Genomic DNA, 20,588 nt, shown 5'->3' with positions numbered 1-20,588 from the left:
TTTTGGTGCGCTGATATGGCTCAGTTGGTAGAGCGCACCCTTGGTAAGGGTGAGGTCCCCAGTTCGACTCTGGGTATCAGCACCACCTCTCAAATAAAGAAGATGTTCGGCGAATTTAAAAGAATTTGCCTGGCGGCGATAGCGCGGTGGTCCCACCTGACCCCATGCCGAACTCAGCAGTGAAACGCCGTAGCGCCGATGGTAGTGTGGGGTCTCCCCATGCGAGAGTAGGGAACTGCCAGGCATCAAATAAACGGAAAGCCTCTGGTTAACGCCAGAGGCTTTTTCGTATCTGAATACCTCAAATCACCCATAAATTTAACTTATTTGACCACCGTAATTAACGATAAATCATTAAGTGTATACATTATTCTTTGCCTGCCAACGGGATCCTGTTTTACTGTAGATAGGTTGGATAGTTGTGTCCTACGAACAGGAGAGAAAAAACCGTATGACGGGAAATATAAATTTAAAAACATTAACGCCCGGTAAAAATGACTCTCGACAGAGGATCAAGGCAATTGTGGGAGCGTCATCGGGGAACTTGGTCGAGTGGTTTGACTTCTACGTATATTCATTTTGCTCTTTATATTTTGCTCACATTTTTTTTCCCTCTGAAAACCCGACTACACAGCTTCTACATACCGCGGGTGTATTTGCTGCTGGCTTCCTGATGCGTCCCATTGGGGGGTGGTTATTTGGATTCATAGCCGACAAATACGGACGAAAAGCGTCAATGCTCATCTCCGTGTGCATGATGTGCTTTGGGTCATTGATTATCGCTTGTCTGCCGGGGTATGACACTATCGGCACTTGGGCACCTTTATTGCTGCTATTCGCGCGTCTCTTTCAGGGGCTGTCCGTCGGTGGAGAATATGGCACCAGCGCCACCTATATGAGCGAGGTTGCGATTGAAGGAAGGAAGGGATTCTTCGCCTCTTTTCAATATGTCACGTTGATTGGCGGTCAGCTACTGGCCCTTTTAGTGGTTGTCATATTGCAACACACTATGCCTTCTGAAAGCTTGTATGCTTGGGGATGGCGTATCCCGTTCTTTATTGGCGCAATTCTAGCTGTTGTTGCCTTATTTCTACGTCGCTCGCTTAATGAGACCTCGGATAAAGCGTCTCGCTCGCATAAAGACGCTGGCTCTTTGCGTGGACTATGGAACAACCGCAGAGCATTCTTGATGGTCCTGGGCTTTACGGCGGGAGGTTCCTTAGGTTTCTATACCTTTACCACCTACATGCAGAAGTATCTCGTAAACACCTCTGGAATGGCTCCTGAAGTGGCAAGCGGTCTGATGACGTTGGCGCTTTTCGTATTTATGCTGTTGCAGCCTCTGTTTGGACATTTATCCGATAAGATAGGGCGGCGCAACTCCATGCTGTGCTTTGGCGCATTGATGGCGTTGTTGACGGTGCCTATTCTGACCATTCTACAAAGCGTGACCAACCCGGTCATTGCCTTTCTGTTAGTTCTGCTTTCGCTGATTATTGTCAGTTTTTACACGGCAATCAGCGGGATTTTGAAGGCGGAAATGTTTCCCCCTGAAGTCAGAGCGATGGGCGTGGGGTTGTCCTATGCGGTAGCTAACGCACTGTTTGGAGGTTCTGCTGAATATGTGGCGCTTTCACTGAAATCGCTGGGGTCGGAAAACGCTTTTTTCTGGTATGTTTCGGCCATGGGCGCGATCTCATTCCTGGTCTCTCTGGGACTGCATCGCAAAGGGCAAGGAAAGACACTTTAACTCAGGTTAGCCCAATACGTCACAAGGCCTATAGAGGTACTTATAGGCCTCAGTGTCCCGCATCTTTCCGGTGCGGGACTTACTGCCTACCCTTATTCAAAATAATAGACCTGCGAACGAAAACCCTGCCGATTTCGGGTGACAGGAATACCTAAATTTTGGGTACTCGAGCCCTATATTATCTATTTATAAGGTAATCAGGTGAGAAATAATAAAGCGGATGTTTTGTGAAACCAGGATCAATTAATGCTTTGCGCCAAAATTTGTTGGCCGAGTTAATATTCACATTACTCGGCTAATAAACCTTGGCGCAACTACTCAGGGTGAGATACTTAATCAGTGAGAAAGATGAATAAGATTAATTGCTCACCGGAGGCCATTGAATATCTCATAAAGACATTACAGAATACGGCTAATAAGCTTATCTATTCTCACCCGACGTACTCGGCGAATGAGCTTGCGAACTTTGACCGGATACTGTGCGATGCTTTCCAACTGCTGATAGCTGCTCAATATGTGTGTGTTTTCACGGATACAAGTCAGTTCTTCAATCCGCTGTGCCAACAACTGTTTTTGAGGATCGTGGATTAAAATGGCGTTCTCGAGATCCAGTCGCCAGGCGCGTGGATTAAGATTGTTGCCGGTCAATAGCTGCCATTTATTGTCTACCCACAGTCCTTTTAAGTGGAAACTATTATCGCCATCTTTCCATAGACGTACGACTAATTGACCATTATCAATATATTTTTGTAATCGACTGAGGAAACGGCGCAGGTTGATTTCATACAGGTAGGGAAGCGCGCCTATAATCTTGAATGGCTCTGTTTCCGGGATATAAAAATCATTAGCCGTCTTATCGCCAATAATAATTTCGATCTTTTTCCCATTGCGCAGCAGGCTGATAACGTTTCTGACCAGTGGTGTCGGTAGATTGAAATAAGGTGTACACATTACCAAATGTTGTTCAGTACAGCGCATCAAATGATGAATGGTTTTATTTAATGGGCTCTGTTTCCCTAATCCTACCAACGGCGTTATTGCTAGCTGATTATTATTGCTTGGGAGGTTGGGGAGACGATAATTAAGGGTACGTAGCATCTGACGGAATCGGCGAATCGCATTTTTGATTTCAGCGGTTTTGGGTCTGTCTTTCATATCAAGACGCTGTATCGCCGATGCCGCTAGCAGTCTCTGTATGTAACCCGCCATCGAATCTGCCAGCGGCTTATTATCAATCAGCTGATATCGGTCGTAACGGTACTTTTCGTGTTGCTGTAAATAGACGTCATTCAGGCTAGCGCCACTGTATAAGACGGCATCATCGATGATGAACCCTTTCAGATGGAGTACGCCCAGGGCCTCGCGTGTGTTAACCGGTATCCCATAAACGGGAAACTCGATACCTTCACTGCGTTCCTTCATCGCGTGATACCAGTCTGCATTGGTGTTCGCTGCCGCAGCGCCAATACGACCGCGCTGTGCGCGGTGCCAGTCCACCAATACACGAATATCCAACTCGGGGCGCTGGCGTTTCGCTTGGTAAAGTGCGGATAAAATCGTCTCACCGCCGTCGTCGTGCTCTAGATACAGAGACACAATATAGATGCGTTGTTCTGCCTGGAGAATCCGCTCGACAAGCGTGCGACGGAATTCCTCCGGGCGGTGGAGCGTTTGCACGGCGTCGGCTGACTGAGGAATTTTGGGCAGTTGTGCAAGGTGTTGTTGGTGTTTAGTTAGCTTTAGTTTTGACAACATCACAGTGCGATTCTTCTCTTCTCGTGGTATGACCGGGCTGGTCATGGTGAACGTTGAATATGGCCGAATCGGGCAATAATAACATCACTTTCCCGCTGTTGTGAGCAGGTTTTGTCTTTTAGTCGGGACTCTTTACCTAAACAATGACTCGATTCGACATGGTACGCCAAAGGCTATTAGGTTCATTCAATGTCTTTTGCCCGCCATACCGTCGAAGGCATATTGGCTTTAAACGGTCGCGGTTCTGCCTCGCCCGTAAAATCAGTCGGCGGCTGTTTTTTGACCGCTGAATACATTAAAAATCAGCCTATTCCGACGCTAAAACTCGTGGCGTGTATATCCCTAGTAAGGGGGACGGTATATTTCCGCTTCAGTCTGCTGGATGGTGCGGTTTTCCCGCGAGGTAACTTTTTCTGAAGTAGTCAAAATGATCATTCAATGTTTGTGCCGCCACTTTGTCGCCAGCCTGCTCCAAGAGCGCGACGGCGATCTCGGCGGTACACTGCTGCCCCGTCAAACTCGCTTCACGCAATTGATAGCGGGATAAGGCCTCAATACTGAGCGACAAAATGGGCAGGCTATCCAGGTAGGGGCTTTTACGGAACATCTTGCGTGCTTCTGGCCAAGTGCCATCCAGCATAATAAAAAGTGGAGCTTTACCTGTATCAGGCAACTGGTTAAACACCTCTCGTTCCTTTTTTTCTGCGTCGGCTAGAAAAACCAGATAGGGTTGATAGTGTGGTGATTGAATAGCGGTTAATAGCGCCGGATTGGGCGTTGTGCGCGACCATTGAAAAGCTAACGTGTTCGGCAGAATATCCGCGATGAGACGGCCCGTATTGCTGGGCTTCATGGGTTCCGTATCGAACATGATCAGGCAAAAGCGGCTTCGTGCTTGCTGTGGAACGATGGTGTGACACAAGCAACGGATGGCAGGAAGCAGGCATCGTTGACACCGAACAACGCGACTTCCTCGAGCGTTAAACGGGCGAGTGGCGAGCGCTAAGCGCTGCTCGCGCAATTGAAGGACGGCGTTTCGAGTCATAGAGCCTCGCAAAAAGACGCCATTCTAATCGAGCCACAGCGGGACCAGAAGCCCCGCGTAGAGAAATAGCCCTGCAGTGGCGTCAGAGTGACTCTTCCAGCCAGCTTTCGAACGGCGCTTTCGGCATAGCGCCATTGAGCATATCAACCATCAGCCCATGCTTGAAAATCATAATCGTCGGGATGGTACGAATACGAAAACGCTCGCTCAGCTCGGGTTCGGCCTCGGTATTCACTTTCACAAAACGAATTTTTCCACCGTTTTCTTCTGCTACGCTGCTATAAACGGGGGCGAAATTAACGCACGGACCACACCATGGCGCCCAAAAATCAATGACGACGGGAAGATCGTCTTGAAGAATTTTATCGAGGGTTTCTGTCGTGGCGTTAATCACTTCTCCTTTGAATAACGTCTCCCCGCAGCGTCCGCAGGTGGCGTTATCTTCAATGCGCGTTTCCGCCAGGCGGTTGGTAGAGTGGCATGATGCACAAACCGTATTCATAACAAGGCCTCAATAATCAAAGGACTAACATGGGTCAGTGAGATGTTGAAGGACACCGCCGCGAGTGAAACGGAAGATCAGCAAGCGGCGATTCTGAGTATGACTTAAGTATCGTGACCGGAACCAGAAGGAACAACGTGGTTTACTCAATGGCTACAATAGTTCCTGACTTTTATGTGTCGGTCGGTAGCTAAGCGAGGGGACATAAGGTACTCTTCGCGGCGAGCGCGTAGGTGGAGAAAAAGATGAGCGATTCATTCAGTGGGAAAGGCGGCAAAGTCCGCGTTATGTACGTCCGCAGTAACGATGAGGACGATAAAAAGGATAAGAATTCACGTCCGTCGGACTCGCGACGCAATAACAGCAGCGACAGTCGCGATAAAAAACCGCGCGACAAACGCGGCCCCGCGTCGCGTGATGGCGGCGGTCGTGACGAGGGTTCTAAATGGCGTGGAGAGAAGCGCCAGGAAGACCGCCCCGCTCGCCGAGAAACGACAGGTGAGTATGACTCGCCCTGGAAAACGGTTTCGCGTAGCCCTGATGCCGCTCCCGACCATGGCGGTATTGTCGGTAAAAGTCAGTTAGATCCTGCTCAGCTGCGTCGCCAGCGAGCTGAAGAAACTCGCGTATATGGTGAAAACGCCTGTCAGGCACTCTTCAAAAGCCGTCCCGAATCGATCGTGCGAGCTTGGTTTTTGCAAGAAGTCACTCCGCGCTTTCGTGATGCGCTGCGTTGGATGGCGGCAAATCGTAAGGCCTACCACGTTGTCGATGATGAAGAGCTGACTAAAGCGTCCGGCACCGATCATCACGGCGGTGTTTGTTTCCTAATCAAGAAACGCCGTGGCACAGAGGTGAAAGATTACCTGAGCGAAGCTGGCGAGAAAGACTGTGTTTTGGCGCTGGAAGAAGTGGGTAACCCGCATAACCTGGGGGGGATCATCCGTAGCTGCGCGCATTTCGGCGTGCGTGGCGTTCTCGTTCGCGATGCAGCGATATTGGAATCGGGCGCGGCAGTGCGCACGGCGGAAGGTGGTGCTGAACATGTGAAAGCGATCAGTACTGACGTATTGATCGATGCGTTGGATGAGTTTCGACGTGCTGGCTACACCATCGTGACCACGTCCAGTCATAAAGGTACCCCTCTTTCTGGCGCTAAATTACCTGCGAAATCGGTCATTGTTTTGGGTGAAGAGGGTGATGGTTTGACTGATGGAGCCTGGGAAACAGGCGGTATGAAAGTTTCTATCGATGGAACGGGCAAGGTCGAGAGCCTAAATATTTCCGTTGCGACCGGTATTCTGCTGGCAGAATGGTGGCGTCAGAATCAAGGCTGATCGGTGACATCCAGTTTTTAAGCGTGATATAGTAAAGGCCAGTCAGTGTCAGCTGACTGGCCTTCTTCATTTGGCACCCTCGCCGGGCATGGCTAGGTGCCGGTCAACATTGAAGTGCTGAGTATGGCCCACATGAGTGGGTCATTCTTTACAGCGTTTTCACATCCAGTTCCGGCGGAATGTAGCCGTAATCCAGTTCTTCGACGACGAAGCTACGAGAGCCGATGAATTTGATCTTCACGGTCGGTGCTTCAGTCCCACCAATACGATATTCCATACCGGTTGTTTCGACATCGGTAGGTATGCTGTCGATGAAGGACGTTACCAAGCCGTTAGGCATGACGTAGTGCGAATAAGTCTGGTAAGGCTGGCTGGAAGGGTTACCCAGAACCAGACCAGAACCGTTCATCGGCTCATACTGGCCGAACAGCTCGTCGCTCAGGAAGCCGTAAACACCATCCGGACCGGTCAGGCCGTCAGCATAGGTATAGGTGTGGCTGATGGTCATCAGGTAGTACTGGTCATCCTGGAACACGAAGTGAGGGCGTTCGGTCTGATCGTTGACGCCAACAGCGGTAACCAGTGGCGGTAACAGTTCCCATTGGTCGCCATCTTCGTCCAGCGCAGCAGCAATACCGATACAACCCGTCTGGTAGCGTGAGCCACCCACTTCCTCATAACCTGGCGGTACGTCACCCAGTTCGTCATCACCGACGACATGAGAACCACGAACACCTGCAACGTTACCTTCGAACAGCATGTACAGCTTGCCGCTTTTCGGGTCACGGAACGGCCATGGATCGCGGAAGGCCCAGTACTGGTTTTGTTCTTCAGTCTGATAAATCGCGCCGTCGGCGTCGAACAGGCTGAATACTTTGTTGAAGCCGACCATTTCCACGCCGGTGGACGTCGTTACAACACGACCACGGACTTTGGATACAGTTGAACCAGGTGTCACCGCAGTGTAGTAGAACGCGATATCGCCTTTTTCATTCAGTAGGATGGGAGAACCGGCCCATTCGCGAGTGGTAGGAGAAACGCCTTCAGCCATCATGCGGCCACCGAAGGTCCAATCTTTACTGTTACGTGAGAACCAGTAGCAGATCTTTGCGCGACCGTGGCGGTCGTTCCAGTCAAGAGAAATGTTGTAGTTGCCTTCTTCATCCAGGTAAGCCGGGTTGTCTTCTTGACGGTCCGCGGTCAGGGTGAAAATGACTGACCAGCCATCGATTGACACAGTATGACCGTTAATATCACGCAGCGGCATGGTATCCCAGATGAATACGTCGTCGCTCATGGTCTTGAAGTCTGCACTGACCAACGGCTGAGTCGTCGTCGGATCGTCGAACGTGACTTTCAACGCATCGGCACGAGTCCAGATAGTGGGTTTGTAAGCGGGGGTGGCTTTCAGTTCTTTACGAATGGCCATGGTGTATCTCCTGTAAAAGTGAGTGATTTGTTTTACTGTATGTCCGTACAGTGATGATACTATATACAGTATATTTATGGTGTTCAATGGTGATTTGATAATTTTAACCAATTCGGGGTTATTGTTTTCAAATGGCTATTTTGTGGTTAATTAACCCAAATATAGGTGTAGTAGTGATGTTTTTTGGTTCTTTATTCTGGTGTTGTTTCGTTTTTGCGCATTTTGAAGTTTTGAGGCATAAAGATGCGAAGTTGCTATAAAGGAGAAAGTGCTGCAGGTGAAGGTCATTTGGATGATGGAGTGACGTCAGAATTGAGGGTGAAAACTTTCGGTAATTCCTGACGGGGAGCCTAGTTCCGAATCGCTTTGCCCGAAGACAAAAAAGCCGTCCTCAAAGAGGACGGCACGGTAAGAGGAAGACGCAGGTGACTTAGTGAGCACCGCCTCCGCTTCCAGAACTGCCAAAGGGAGGTCGAGCGAACCAAACCAAAACAATCAGTGCTATGAATATTGCAGCCGCCGCCCAAAAAATTTCATTGGCAGCAATGATCAGCCCTTGCCCGGTGATCTGCTGGGCAAGATAAGAAGAAACTTGCTGCTGGGTAAGCCCTAAAGCCTCCATTTGCTGATAGAACTGCTGAGCCAGGGGGTTATAAGGTGTGACAGACTCCGTCAACTGGGCGTGATGCAGTGCTTCTCGTCGCTCCCAAAGCGTAGTGGTCAAAGACGTACCGATGGAGCCCGCAAGGGTACGCGAGAAGTTAAACAAACTGGATGCTGCAGCCAGTCTCTCTGGTCCAAGTCCAGAAAGGGTAATCGTCGTCAGCGGCATAAAGAAGCATGCGACGGCAAACCCCTGCACGAACTGCGGCCAGGCAGAGGCGGCGAAGTCCATTGATGGTTCGAAGGTGTAGGCCCGCCAATAGAAGCAAACGGCGTACATCACAAAGCTGAAGCTGACCAGATAGCGCATATCCAGGCGCGGCGCGAAGCGGCCAATAAGCGGCGAAAGCAGCACGGGCATCAGCCCGACGGGCGCCGAAGCCAATCCGGCCCAGGTGGCAGTATAGCCATAGACCTCCTGCAACAGCTGCGGCATAAGAACGATGGCGCCGAAATAGAACATAAATGCCAGACTGGTGCACAGGCAGCCAATGGTGAAGTTGCGGGACGTGAACAGGGAGAGATCGACGACCGGATTATCGTCCGTCAGCTCCCATACGACCAGGAACACCAGGGCTATCACCGCGACGACGCAAAGCGTGATAATTTCAGTCGAGTTAAACCAATCCAGCTCCTTCCCACGGTCGAGCATCATCTGTAGGCAACCCACCCCCAAGACCAGTAATACCAATCCGATGGTATCAATCGGCCTTATCGTGACCGCAGTCTCACGTCCGCGCAGCAACTGCAACGTCAGCACCACCACCAACGCGCCCAGCGGAATATTGATAAAGAAGATCCATCCCCAGTGGTAGTTGTCGCTGATCCAACCGCCGAGTATCGGACCGAAAATCGGCGCGACAACGACGGTCATAGACCACAGCGCCAGGGCGATACTGCGTTTCGCCGGAGGATAGTTATTCAACAGCAGGCTTTGCGAAAGCGGAATGATCGGACCCGCGACCAGCCCTTGCAGGACGCGGAAGAAAATCAACATTTCGAGACTGTTGGAGATCCCGCATAGCCAGGACATCAGTGCAAACAGTCCCGTAGCCCAGACGAAAAGGCGCACTTCGCCAAAGCGTTTTGCCAGCCAGCCGGTAATCGGAATGGAAATGGCATTCGCCACCCCGAAGGAGGTGATCACCCAGGTGCCCTGAGAGTTAGATGAACCCAGGTTGCCGGCAATTGTCGGGATCGCCACATTAGCGATGGTGGAATCCAGTACCTGCATGAAGGTGGCCAGCGCGAGCGCGATGGTCAACAAGGCCAGCTGTATTCCCTCGAGTGGTTTCTTCTGCACGTGTTTATCCCTCATGCTCAGCCTGCATTAGCACGGATAATCTCGTTGATGAGCTGATTGACCGGCGCCATATCCAGTTCCAGCGCATCGCTCTGGTAGGCGGGTTCGCTCCGCGGTATGTCAGACAAGACCTTGCCGTCCGCTTTGGCGGTATCGACATTGACCAGCATTGACAGACCGATACGCAGAGGGTGATCCGCTAGCTCTTGCGGGTCGAGCTCAACCCGCACGGGAAGACGCTGCACGACCTTGATCCAGTTGCCGGTGGCATTCTGCGCGGGCAGGAGGGAGAAGGCGCTGCCGGTTCCCATATCAAGACCGACGACTTTGCCTTTATAAACCACATCCTCTCCGTACAGATCGCTGACGATGGTGGCGGGCTGACCGATACGCATATTGGCTAACTGCGTTTCCTTGAAGTTGGCGTCCACCCACAGGCCTTTAGCGGGCACGACCACCATCAGAGCCGATGTCGATGCAACACGAGCGCCAACTTGTACGCTGCGGCGCGACACGTAGCCATCGACCGGGCTCACGATGTGCGTACGCTGCAAAGCCAGCCAAGCGTCACGCAAGTCGGCGGCACTCTGCTGTATCGCTGGCTGCTTTTCCAACGGCGTATTGAGAATCAACGCCTGATTGGCGGCGAATTGCTGTTTGGCAACGTCCAGCGACGCCTGCGCGCTGGAGACGGCATCACGTGCGTGCTGCACGTCTTCGCGTCCGATAGCATTGACTTTGCCCAGCGCTTCTCGGCGGTTCAAGTCGCTAACTGCCTGGTTAAGCGCCGTCTGCTGGAGTGCGATATTCGCCTGATACTGGCGGCTATTGATGATTAACTGATGAACCTGACGCACGCTGTTGGCCAGCGTAGTTGCGCACGCTCGTAAGCCTGTTGGGCATCGGTCGGATCGAGTTCGACCAGCACATCACCTTTCCTGACGAAGTCCGTGCTGTCGACGTTAACGCTGGTCACACTGCCGGCGACCTGCGACATAATCTGAATCTGGTTACCCGCCACGTATGCATCATCAGTCTCCTGATGATGACGTAAAACCAGGAACCAATAGGCGAGCAACAGGCAGCCCAAGAATAAAAAAAGGAGGGTTAACAGCGTTAAGATGCGTTTCCTACGGGTTTTGTTTTTTTTGGCAGGTTGCGGTGCAGATGTTTCCACAGTGGAGCTCATGGTTTCCCCTAATGTACTTCTCATTATTAAATGGGTAATTGCCATACGGCGATGTAAGGATGGTGTCGCTAACGCTCTGGCTGCGATAAACAGGCAGCTCGAGCCAGAGCCACACTGAGAACATTCCGTCGTACCTTGCGCGTGGGGTTGTGCAAGTTACGACAATGTCCGCCTGGTGTCGGTAAACGTCAGTGTGGCGCGGCATGGAGCTGACTGATGATGGTGAAATGCTATGACGTCATATCTTTCTCAATGTCGTCAAGGCGCCCCAATAACTTACGCATCAGTGTTTCCAACTCGAGCTGCTCTTCGTCATCCAAGACAGAGCATAGCTGATGCAGGCTGTAGTGTTGCGGAGGAAGTAGCTCATTCAAAAAAGCCTTTCCTTTTTCCGTCATGAACAAATGCAAACACCGTCGGTCGCTTTCACTCTCTCTGCGCTCAATCCAGCCACGTTTTTCGAGTTCATCCGCAATACGCGTAGCGTTGGTGCGTGATGAACCGAGCGCGGCACTAAGCTCAGAAGGCTGAATGCTGTAAGACTCTTGAGATTCAAGCGTAAGCAATGCCATGAACAGCGTCTCGTTGATGTTCTGCTCCTTCAGCATTCGGTTACGGTGTTCAAGTATTTTTGTCTGTAGATGTAGAAACAGGCGGAGCATCGTCACTTCCTTATAAGGGAAGTCGGGATGACGAGTCGCGCGCATGCGCAGCATACTTTCTATTGGTGCAAACGAACTTTCCATTTATGTCAACCTCATTAATCACTTTCTGTATAGTAACGCAGGTTATTACTTGGGTAAATGAGGGAAAGTGGAAAAAGAGGGAGGAAAAGCGGAGGGATGAAAGCGCTTTACTTGATATTTGGTTGATTTATATGTGTTTTATTTTGTTTTTCCTCAATTTATTTTTTGATAAAAAAAAGAAAAATTTCCGGAAGATGGCATTTATGGAAATCCCCTCCCGGGCAAAAACACCCGAAAGGGGGGAGGTCAACATTAGGAAACGTCGTTTCTGTCGCGCCACCAAATTACCAGGGCTATGAGGCTGGTTAGGAAACCTGCAATGGAAACGCCCAGCCAACCAAAGTACTGAAACATCATGGCGGAGAGCATCGAGCCCAGCGCGCCGCCGATAAAGTAGGCGGTCATATAACCCGAAGTAAGACGATTGCGGGCTTCAGGCATGTCGCGATAGATTATGCTCTGATTCGTGACATGGACGCCCTGAACCGTGAGATCCAATGCCAGAATCCCAATCAGCAGCAGCAGGATGGAATGCATGCCCGCGGCGATAGGAAGCCACGACAGCGCCAGTACGACAAGGCCAATGGTTGTGACCGTTTTGGCATGGCCGCGGTCCGCTAGGCGTCCGGCACGTGTGGCCGCCAGCGCCCCAGCCGCGCCGGCTAGCCCAAACAGGCCAATAACGCCCTCGGAGTAACGATAGGGCGGTGCGGAGAGCAGAAACGCCATGGAGGTCCACAGGATGCTGAAGTTCGCGAACGTCAGACCGCCCAAAATGGAGCGAATGCGCAGCGTCTTGTTTGTCATCATCAAATGGAAAATCGAGGCCAGAAGCTGTGGATAATTCAGCTGATTGTCTTGTTTGTAACGCGGCAGCGCCCGCCACAGCAGCAGCGACAGGACGATCATCAGAACGCTCGCGACCCAGAAAACCAGCCGCCATCCGCCCAACGACGCCAGCGCGCCCGCCAGCGTTCGTGCCAGCAATATCCCCAGCAGCAGACCGCTCATGACGGTGCCGACGACTTTACCCCGGGTTTCCGGCGAGGCCAGCGTCGCGGCCAGCGGGACCAGTACCTGAGCGGCGACGGAGAACATCCCGGTCAACGCGGTGCCGAGTAGCATCATCCACAGTGACGATGACGATGCGGTGATCAGCATGCCGGCGGCGGACAGCAGGCTCATGCCTACAATCAGTCCACGGCGCTCCAGCATATCGCCAAGCGGCACGAGCAAGAGCAGGCCCAAGGCATAGCTGAGCTGGGCTGTGGTGACGATAAAGCCCGCCTGATTAGGGGACAGCATGAACGCATTCGCGATGGCGTCCAGCAGGGGTTGTGCGTAGTAATTGCTGGCGACCATCAGGCCGGTTGCGGCCGACATCAAAAGGGTGAGTGCCGGGCTTAATGTTTGGGGGCGTGGTATGGCGGTGTTCATGAAAGGGTTAACTATTTGTTAAGGGCATAAGAAGATAGTATCGGACAGATCCCCCATTGATACCACCCCTTGAGTCAATTCAACACGTCATCATCCCAGCCTGAATTATCGTCGTCACGGTCATGTTGAGGGAGTGTGTGGCAGTCGTCAGTCGCCTGAAGTCCTTTCGAAAGAATGCGGCGAGGTAGTAAAAATTAGGTGGGAGTAGGGAGGAGGAAAGAGCGCCTGACGGTCAGGCGCTCCAAAGAACATTTACTTCGCTGCGTCGCGCGCGCTGTTGACCCACGCGTCAAACTGCTGTTGGTGGGTTCTAATCCAGCCGTTGACGTGACGTTCGATCGCGTCTTCAGACGACTCGCCTGCGTGCATGCGCTGGTTCTGCGCATTCACATCGGCAACCGGCAGCCACATGCTGGAGAACAGTTTGGCTGCAGCCGGGTTTTTCTCTGCCCACGCTTTATTCGCGGCGATACGAACGTTGTTCACAGGGAAACCATAGTCGGCGCCGTTAGGCAGCTTGGTGCTGACGCCTTTCATATCCCCAGGCTGGGAAGAGAAAGGAACCTGCAGCCAGACGACATCGCGTCCTGGTACCAGCACGTTGCTGACCCAGTATGGCGTCCAGGTGTAGTACAGGATCGGCTTTCCTTCGCGGAAGCGAGTAATGGTATCGGCGATCATCGCCGCGTAGTTACCCTGATTATGTTCCACCGTCGGGGTCAGGCCGTAGGCTTTCATATGGTTGTTGATGGCCGCTTCACAGCCCCAGCCAGGGTTGCAACCGGTCAGATCGGCTTTGCCGTCATCATTGGTATCAAACAACTTGGCGATTTTAGGATCTTTCAACTGAGCGATGTTGGTGATCTTGTATTGCTCCGCCGTTTTCTTATCGATCAGGTAACCCTGAGCCGCACCCGAGATGTAGATGCCCTGACGGAAGAATTTAGCGTCGCCGCCCGCGGAATTATACTGGTCGTTCTGCAGCGGCTCCCAGTTGACCGCCATGAAGGTCGCGTCGCCGGCTGCGATAGAGGTGTAAGCGACGTTGTAATCCACTTCACGTGTCGGCTGTACGTCGTAGCCCAGTTTTTCTAACGCCTTGTTCACGAGTTCCGTCTGGAACGTTTCTTCCGTCAGCGTGCTCTGAATCGGCTGTACGGTAATGCCTTTGCCCGGAAGTTCGGCTGCCGCGAGAGAGGTACTAAGTACGGCGGTCAGAGCAAATGAAATTATGCCTGTTTTACGCATAAGAATTCCTCTTGTTGATGTCGGGGACACGTTGCGCCCCTGTCATTATGATTATTTATCTTGATGTGACCGGCCGGAGCCGGTCACGAGAGTCAGAGCATCAGGACTTGATGAAAGGACGGGCCAGCAGACCGATAGGACCGCTGTTGAACCAGCGCTGGTTGTTACGGCTGCGCTTGTCGCGGCCAAGAGACTGAGTCAGACGGTCAAGGATAATAGCCAGGATGACGATCCCGACGCCGCCAATCGCTGCTTGCCCCATATCGAGTCGGCCGATGCCGCGCAGCACCATCTGTCCCAGACCGCCGACGGCGATCATGGAGGCGATAACCACCATCGACAACGCCAGCATCAGCGTTTGGTTGACCCCGGCCATAATGGTCGGCATCGCCAGCGGCAGCTGAACTTTAAACAGCAGCTGACGCGGGCTGGCGCCGAACGACGCCGCGGCTTCCAGTAGGTCGGCTGGGACCTGACGTATACCCAGGATGGTCAGACGGACCATCGGCGGAAGCGCAAAGATTATGGTCACCACCACGCCCGGGACATTGCCGATACCGAATAGCATGACGATCGGTACCAGATAGACGAACGCAGGCGTTGTCTGCATGGCGTCCAGCAGCGGACGGATAATCTTTGCAGCCCGCTCGCTGCGCGCCAGCCAAATCCCCATAGGGAGGCCGATGAGGACGCAGAAGAACAGGGCGGTCAGCACCAGAGACAGCGTGACCATCGCCTGGGACCATGCGCCGATTGCGCCAATCACGATCAGGGAGATAAACGCCGCCATCCCCATACCGAAGCTGGAGACCTGCCAGGCCAGCAGCGAGAATACGATGATGGCAACCGGTGCCGGCATTCCCATCAGCAGCTGCTGGAAGGCATTCAAGATAATGTCGACCGGCACGCGCACGCCTTGGAACACCGGGCGGAAGTGCATGACTAGCCAGTCGATGCCGCGAGTCACCCAGCTATCCAGCGGGATCAGCGTGTGTTTGAACGGATCGAGCAGGCTAAAGTGCTCGGGTTCCGGTGCCGGCGCGCTGCTTAGCCAGTCGGTGCTCCCAGCGGGAACATCGGTGCCTCCGGCGGGCGGAGCGGCGTTGCCCCAGGCATCTGCTCCGCCGCCGTCGGTCGGGGCGGGAGCTGCGCCCCAAGGATCGGCCTGCGGTGCGGCGGCCGGTTGCTGGGCGGCTTGTTCAGCGGTCGTGGTTGACTCCCACGGGTTAGTCGCATCAGTCATTCAGTGAGCCCTCTTTATCCAGTGCCTGCAGCAGCATCCCTTTAGAGATGATGCCCATGTACTCGTTGTTTTCACCGACAACCGGTATAGCGCAGGGGGCCTGCGCCACGAGGGAAATCAGCTCGTTGAGCGGCATGTCGGCGGGAACCGGAGACGGTTCGGACAGTAACGCCTGGTCTAGCGGCAGTTGCGCCTTGTGGGCCGCTTTCAGAGATTCAATCGATACGATACCGATGAATTTCTGGCCTCGTTCCAGCACATAACCGAACTCCCGGTCCTCTTCCTGCAAAATGGCCAGCGCGGAACGCGGACCCACGCCGGGCGATTTACGGATGATGGCGACCGGACGGCGGCGCGCGATATCTTTGGCGCTGAACACCTGACTGATGTCGACGCCGCGGAAGAAGGTGCGCACGTAGTCATTGGCCGGGTTGTTCAGAATCTCGTCCGGCGTTCCCACCTGAATCACTTCACCGTTACGCATGATGGCGATACGGTCACCGATGCGCATGGCCTCGTCGAGGTCATGGGAAATGAACACGATGGTACGCTGCTGACGAGACTGCAACTTGACCAGCTCATCCTGCATTTCGGTACGGATTAAGGGATCGAGCGCCGAGAACGCCTCATCCATTAGCAAGATGTCTGGGTCGTTCGCCAATGCGCGAGCGAGGCCCACGCGCTGACGCATCCCACCGGACAGCTCGTCAGGGTAGGACGCCGCGTAGGCTTCCAGTCCAACCTGTTGCAAGGCGTCGCGCGCTTTCTGCTCGCGCTCCGCTCTGGGGATGCCCGCCAGATCCATACCGAATGCGGTGTTGTCGAGGATGTTCAGATGGGGCATCAGCGCGAAGGACTGAAACACCATACTGATTTTTTTGCGGCGAACGTCGCGCAGGGCGCTGTCTGAGATTCGGGCGATATCTTCGCCGTCGATCAGCACCTGGCCGCGCGTAGGTTCTATCAGACGATTGAGAAGGCGTACTAGCGTGGATTTTCCCGAGCCGGATAATCCCATGATGACAAATATCTCGCCTTCTTCAATGGCCAGATTGGCGTTTTCCACACCGACCGTGAGTCCGGTCTTTTCAAACACCTGATCTTTATTTAAGCCTTTGTCCATCAGCTTGAATGCACGGTCAGGATGTTCGCCGAATATTTTGTAGAGATTTTTTACTTCTAGTTTAATTGCCATGAAATTGGTTAGTTCCTATAGTGACGATATTGCTTTGATGTTATGCGCTATAGATCTGCCCTGTTAACGATAAAACAGCCGTACACCCTACCATAATAACGATTTGAGACAACCCCTAGAGCCGGATTGAGTAATTTCGCCCCCTCCTTATTTTCGACTTTTTTAGGTGTTTTTATACCGTAAATCATCGTCGATAAATATCTGAATCCAGAAACCATTAATAATATTAAACAAATAAAAAAACGATAAAAATCAATTTATTGTGGGCTTCTAGCACATTTCTGTATTGATAGGTAGAAATATGTTTCCCTTGCCACAATATTGCGGTTTCGCAATATTTATTTCGGCATGAATAAATAGGGTGTAGCCACGCGACTTTCGGTGAAAAAAAGGCCGGTTACTGAAGGTGTTAGCACCGGTTTGCTAAAATAACAACAGCATATGGATGGTTTTTTGCACCGGGATGTTGCCAGTAGTCGGCGAACTGTAAATGTGATTGTCTTTACGCGATGGATAATATTCCTGAGATATAATAGATAAACTTTGCGTATTTTCCAGAAATACAAGGCATTATTTTGCCCAGCGTCACGCCACGACGCGGCGAACGCCGAGAACTGTGAGGTTCGGGGAAAACATCGCCACGCGTTGGGTCTTCATCAAAAAGCAATCCTAAGAGTAGTCGATTCTGCGTCTTGCAAGAGGCGCGATGCCGCCCCCCGGCTCCCAATCCATGATGACGTCTGTCGTCGACGCCCGGCTTGCCCGTTGCCAAAGGTTAAGCGGTGACGCCCCTTTCTCGAAGAACGATCGAACAGGTGATTTTCGGCGTTTAGGTATGCGTTTCGTGTTGTGAATTTCGCCTCTGTCGCCAGCCATCGCTTTTTGCTTAATTATCCCCCCTCTCCGTCGTGCTAAGGCGGAAAACCTCCCCCCTTCATTGGTCATCTTCCTCGCTGTTCTTTGGCACCTGATCTGTTACGTGTTTGCCATATTGACTTCCCGGCCAATAAATCAAAATGCAAGAAAATACTGAGTTAATTAAAAAGGCATTATGCGGATAAATGTAGAAAATTAATTAATGGTACTAAATTAAATCTATCCACAAATAAAAATAACTCATGAATAATACTAAAAGTTTCAATTTTAATTGAATGCAAATTGAAACATTTAAATAGTAATTAATTGATGAGTATTTATTAAAAAATAAAGAGATGTATGCATATTTTCATGATGCTACTCTCGACATCGCTTTTAATTAAATCGAAAAAGCATTAGCAATAGTTATGCTAGTAACATGTTGGAGATTAAAGTAAAATGATATGACCAAACTGAAACTAACATCGCTTATGGCTATGAGTCTGAGTATTATTATTTTAAACAGTTTCAACCCGGCGAAAGCCGAGAGTGCTCCCGCAACCGCGTCAATACAGCAATCCCGTGATTATCCTTTATGGTGGAAAGAAGCTATTTTCTACCAGATATATCCACGTTCCTTCAAGGACACGAATGGAGATGGTATTGGGGACATCCAAGGTATTATCGAGAAGCTGGACTATTTAAAAGGTTTAGGTATCAATGCCATTTGAATGGCGCCACATTATGATTCTCCGAATACCGATAGCAGTTATGACATTCGTGATTATAGAAAAATCATGAGTGAATATGGCTCAATGGAAGATTTCAATCGTTTGATGGTTGAAATGAAAAAACGCGATATGCGTTTAATGATCGATGTGGTGACTAACCATAGCAGCGACCAAAATGAGTGGTTTAAGAAAGGTCGTTCGTCGAAGAACAATCCTTACCGCGACTACTTCTTCTGGCAGGAGGGTAAAAACGGGGGACCGCCGAACAATCATCACTCGTTCTTTGGCGGTTCAGCCTGGAAAAAAGATGCCAAGACCGGTCAATATTATCTCCACGACTTCAGCAAACATCAGCCGGACCTGAACTGGGACAACCCGAAAGTCCGGCACGACCTCTACGATATCGTCCGTTTCTGGCTCGACAAAGGGGTCTCCGGTCTGCGCTTCGACACGGTCGGCACCTACTCCAAGTTCCCCGGTTTTCCCGACCTGACGCCTGAGGAACTCACCCACTATGCAGTAACCTACACGCAGGGGCCGAACCTGCATAAGTACATCCATGAGATCTACACCCAGGTCTTGTCTCAGTACCCCGACATCGTGACGGCGGGTGAAGTCTTCGGCGTACCGCTCAAACAGGTTCCTCTGTACGTCGATCAGCGTCGGGAAGAGCTGGATATGGTCTTCACATTCGATCTGATCCTACTGTATCGCCACATGACTGAGAAATGGCGCTACCGCGACTGGACGCTGAGCGAGTTCAAACAGGTGGTGCAAAACATGAATGATGTCGCGGGAGAGCATGGATGGAATGCGTTCTTCCTGGGAAATCATGATAATCCACGCGCGGTATCGGCTTTCGGCGACGATCGCGAGGAGTGGCGAAGCCTGTCCGCTCGGGCTTTGGCGACGCTTCAGATGACGCAGCGTGCGACGCCCTTCATCTATCAAGGGGAAGAGCTGGGCATGACCAACTATCCCTTCAAATCTATCTCGGAGTTTGATGATCTCGAAACCAAGGGCTCCTGGCAAGACGTTGTGGAGACCGGCAAGGTCAAGGCCACCTGGTTCTTGGAAAACGCTAAAAAAACGACACGAGATAATGCTCGCACGCCGTTCCAATGGGATGCGCAGAAAAATGGCGGTTTCACGACGGGCACGCCGTGGATCAAGGTGAATCCAAACTACAAAGTGATCAACGCCGCGAATGAGGTCGCACATGATGATTCCATCTACCACTACTACCGACAGCTGATCGCGCTGCGCCATCGAACGCCTGCGCTCACTTACGGTAAATACACCGATCTGGCGCCGAAGAACGATGACATCTATGCCTATACCCGGACCACCAAAGAGGCTAAGTATCTGGTCGTGATCAACTTCAAAGAAAAAGTGATGGATTACGCATTGCCGCAAGCGCTAACGATTGATAAAGCGCTCATCGAAAGCGGCGCGAAAGCCGCCCCGGCGCATAATGCGTCTTCGCTTACCCTGCAGCCCTGGCAGTCTGGCATCTACCAGCTGAACTAATTTGACGATACAGATTAACTAAACACGTCTTCGCCATGCTGTGCTGCCTTACGCTCACGTCGAGCCGGCTGTAGCGCGTGGCGAAACGTATGGCTGCATCGATGCGGTTGTGACCTCTGAGGCCGCTTATTGCGGCAACTCACCCGCCGTATTCACCCTGTTTTCATTTCTTCACTATGTCCCTCAGGCTATTAAACTCGCAGAGGGAAAGATGTATTTACCCGTTGAAAAAGTACCGGCGTGAGTTATCGGTAAATAAGTGTAACGAAATGAATGGAATCATTCTGATTGTTTCCTGTACGGTGGTAATAGCGGATAAATAAAATTAACGGAATATGCTTTCTATCGGCGAGATTGTGATTTTGTTTGAAAGGTAACTCACCACGTCAGCGATATAAATTTGCAAAACACAGTGGCAAAAAAATTTTCAGCGTTATCCCTGAGGGATAATGAGGTTGCCGTGATGAGGCCATGTCCTTGCTGTGTAGATGCGTTGAAAGGGAAGTGCAGGTTTTGTTTGTTGATTTTAATTGTTTTTTTTCATTACACCGAATATGGATTCCTTATAATCACGCAACGAGACGTTTTTTGATTCAATGATAACTGACCCAATGGTTTTTTTGGGTGAAT

The 20,588-nt window shown here is 51.5% G+C and carries 12 protein-coding genes, 1 tRNA gene, 1 rRNA gene and 2 pseudogenes; 5 read left to right on the top strand and 11 right to left on the bottom strand.

Annotated features, from left to right (window positions below):
• Nucleotides 1-9 precede the first annotated feature (9 nt).
• From AU511_RS09715 to AU511_RS09705, 3 genes are all read left to right on the top strand, one after another.
• A tRNA-Thr gene (locus tag AU511_RS09715) sits at nt 10-85 on the top strand.
• A 43-nt stretch (nt 86-128) separates the two neighbouring features.
• A 5S ribosomal RNA gene (gene rrf / locus AU511_RS09710) occupies nt 129-244 on the top strand.
• A gap of 207 nt (nt 245-451) precedes the next feature.
• A complete protein-coding gene (locus AU511_RS09705; RefSeq protein ID WP_094109533.1) occupies nt 452-1,750 on the top strand; it encodes an MFS family transporter in 1,299 nt (432 codons plus the stop codon).
• 399 nt (nt 1,751-2,149) lie between these two features.
• Here the strand turns inward: AU511_RS09705 and pssA are convergent, their stop codons facing one another.
• The 3 genes from pssA to trxC form a co-directional block, all read right to left on the bottom strand.
• Nucleotides 2,150-3,505 (bottom strand): CDP-diacylglycerol--serine O-phosphatidyltransferase, encoded by a 1,356-nt coding sequence (gene pssA / locus AU511_RS09700; protein ID WP_094109532.1) that lies wholly within the window; start codon nt 3,503-3,505, stop codon nt 2,150-2,152.
• A gap of 370 nt (nt 3,506-3,875) precedes the next feature.
• Nucleotides 3,876-4,550 (bottom strand): tRNA-uridine aminocarboxypropyltransferase, encoded by a 675-nt coding sequence (locus AU511_RS09695; protein ID WP_094109531.1) that lies wholly within the window; start codon nt 4,548-4,550, stop codon nt 3,876-3,878.
• An 82-nt stretch (nt 4,551-4,632) separates the two neighbouring features.
• A complete protein-coding gene (gene trxC / locus AU511_RS09690) occupies nt 4,633-5,052 on the bottom strand; it encodes a thioredoxin TrxC (protein WP_094109530.1) in 420 nt (139 codons plus the stop codon).
• A gap of 245 nt (nt 5,053-5,297) precedes the next feature.
• On the opposite strand from trxC, the gene AU511_RS09685 reads away from it, so the two are divergent.
• A complete protein-coding gene (locus tag AU511_RS09685; RefSeq protein ID WP_094109529.1) occupies nt 5,298-6,389 on the top strand; it encodes a tRNA/rRNA methyltransferase in 1,092 nt (363 codons plus the stop codon).
• Between the two features lie 148 nt (nt 6,390-6,537).
• Here AU511_RS09685 and AU511_RS09680 read toward each other — a convergent pair whose 3' ends face one another.
• From AU511_RS09680 to proV, 8 genes and pseudogenes are all read right to left on the bottom strand, one after another.
• Nucleotides 6,538-7,818 carry a glycoside hydrolase family 68 protein gene (locus AU511_RS09680; protein ID WP_094100908.1) on the bottom strand — a complete coding sequence of 427 codons (1,281 nt, stop codon included), beginning with the start codon at nt 7,816-7,818 and terminating at the stop codon, nt 6,538-6,540.
• A 430-nt stretch (nt 7,819-8,248) separates the two neighbouring features.
• Nucleotides 8,249-9,784: a multidrug efflux MFS transporter permease subunit EmrB gene (gene emrB, locus AU511_RS09675; protein ID WP_094109536.1), complete on the bottom strand. Its 1,536-nt coding sequence runs from the start codon at nt 9,782-9,784 to the stop codon at nt 8,249-8,251.
• A 17-nt stretch (nt 9,785-9,801) separates the two neighbouring features.
• Nucleotides 9,802-10,973, bottom strand: a pseudogene (gene emrA / locus AU511_RS09670) (multidrug efflux MFS transporter periplasmic adaptor subunit EmrA).
• 230 nt (nt 10,974-11,203) lie between these two features.
• Nucleotides 11,204-11,719: a transcriptional repressor MprA gene (gene mprA, locus AU511_RS09665; protein ID WP_094100909.1), complete on the bottom strand. Its 516-nt coding sequence runs from the start codon at nt 11,717-11,719 to the stop codon at nt 11,204-11,206.
• Between the two features lie 252 nt (nt 11,720-11,971).
• A complete protein-coding gene (locus AU511_RS09660; protein ID WP_094109528.1) occupies nt 11,972-13,156 on the bottom strand; it encodes an MFS transporter in 1,185 nt (394 codons plus the stop codon).
• Between the two features lie 252 nt (nt 13,157-13,408).
• Complete coding sequence (proX, locus tag AU511_RS09655; RefSeq protein ID WP_094109527.1) at nt 13,409-14,404, bottom strand: glycine betaine/L-proline ABC transporter substrate-binding protein ProX; 996 nt, start codon at nt 14,402-14,404, stop codon at nt 13,409-13,411.
• Nucleotides 14,405-14,504: 100 nt separating this feature from the next.
• Nucleotides 14,505-15,647 (bottom strand): glycine betaine/L-proline ABC transporter permease ProW, encoded by a 1,143-nt coding sequence (gene proW / locus AU511_RS09650; protein WP_094109526.1) that lies wholly within the window; start codon nt 15,645-15,647, stop codon nt 14,505-14,507.
• Nucleotides 15,640-16,842 (bottom strand): glycine betaine/L-proline ABC transporter ATP-binding protein ProV, encoded by a 1,203-nt coding sequence (gene proV, locus AU511_RS09645; protein WP_094100914.1) that lies wholly within the window; start codon nt 16,840-16,842, stop codon nt 15,640-15,642. Before proV ends, proW begins: the two co-directional genes overlap by 8 nt.
• Nucleotides 16,843-18,161: 1,319 nt before the next feature.
• Here proV and AU511_RS09635 point away from each other — a divergent pair.
• A pseudogene (locus AU511_RS09635) lies at nt 18,162-19,958 on the top strand (glycoside hydrolase family 13 protein).
• The last annotated feature ends 630 nt before the right edge of the window (nt 19,959-20,588 follow it).

This window comes from Lonsdalea iberica, assembly GCF_002111585.1.
GTDB classification, from domain to species: Bacteria; Pseudomonadota; Gammaproteobacteria; order Enterobacterales; family Enterobacteriaceae; genus Lonsdalea; species Lonsdalea iberica.
The sequence above is the reverse complement of the archived record's forward strand: the minus strand, read 5'-3'. Positions and strand labels throughout refer to the sequence as shown.

Coding starts and splice junctions, on each gene's coding strand:
- AU511_RS09705 (WP_094109533.1), top strand. CDS start 452: ATGACGGGAAATATAAATTTAAAAACATTAACGCCCGGTAAAAATGAC.
- pssA (WP_094109532.1), bottom strand. CDS start 3,505: ATGTTGTCAAAACTAAAGCTAACTAAACACCAACAACACCTTGCACAA.
- AU511_RS09695 (WP_094109531.1), bottom strand. CDS start 4,550: ATGACTCGAAACGCCGTCCTTCAATTGCGCGAGCAGCGCTTAGCGCTC.
- trxC (WP_094109530.1), bottom strand. CDS start 5,052: ATGAATACGGTTTGTGCATCATGCCACTCTACCAACCGCCTGGCGGAA.
- AU511_RS09685 (WP_094109529.1), top strand. CDS start 5,298: ATGAGCGATTCATTCAGTGGGAAAGGCGGCAAAGTCCGCGTTATGTAC.
- AU511_RS09680 (WP_094100908.1), bottom strand. CDS start 7,818: ATGGCCATTCGTAAAGAACTGAAAGCCACCCCCGCTTACAAACCCACT.
- mprA (WP_094100909.1), bottom strand. CDS start 11,719: ATGGAAAGTTCGTTTGCACCAATAGAAAGTATGCTGCGCATGCGCGCG.
- AU511_RS09660 (WP_094109528.1), bottom strand. CDS start 13,156: ATGAACACCGCCATACCACGCCCCCAAACATTAAGCCCGGCACTCACC.
- proX (WP_094109527.1), bottom strand. CDS start 14,404: ATGCGTAAAACAGGCATAATTTCATTTGCTCTGACCGCCGTACTTAGT.
- proW (WP_094109526.1), bottom strand. CDS start 15,647: ATGACTGATGCGACTAACCCGTGGGAGTCAACCACGACCGCTGAACAA.
- proV (WP_094100914.1), bottom strand. CDS start 16,842: ATGGCAATTAAACTAGAAGTAAAAAATCTCTACAAAATATTCGGCGAA.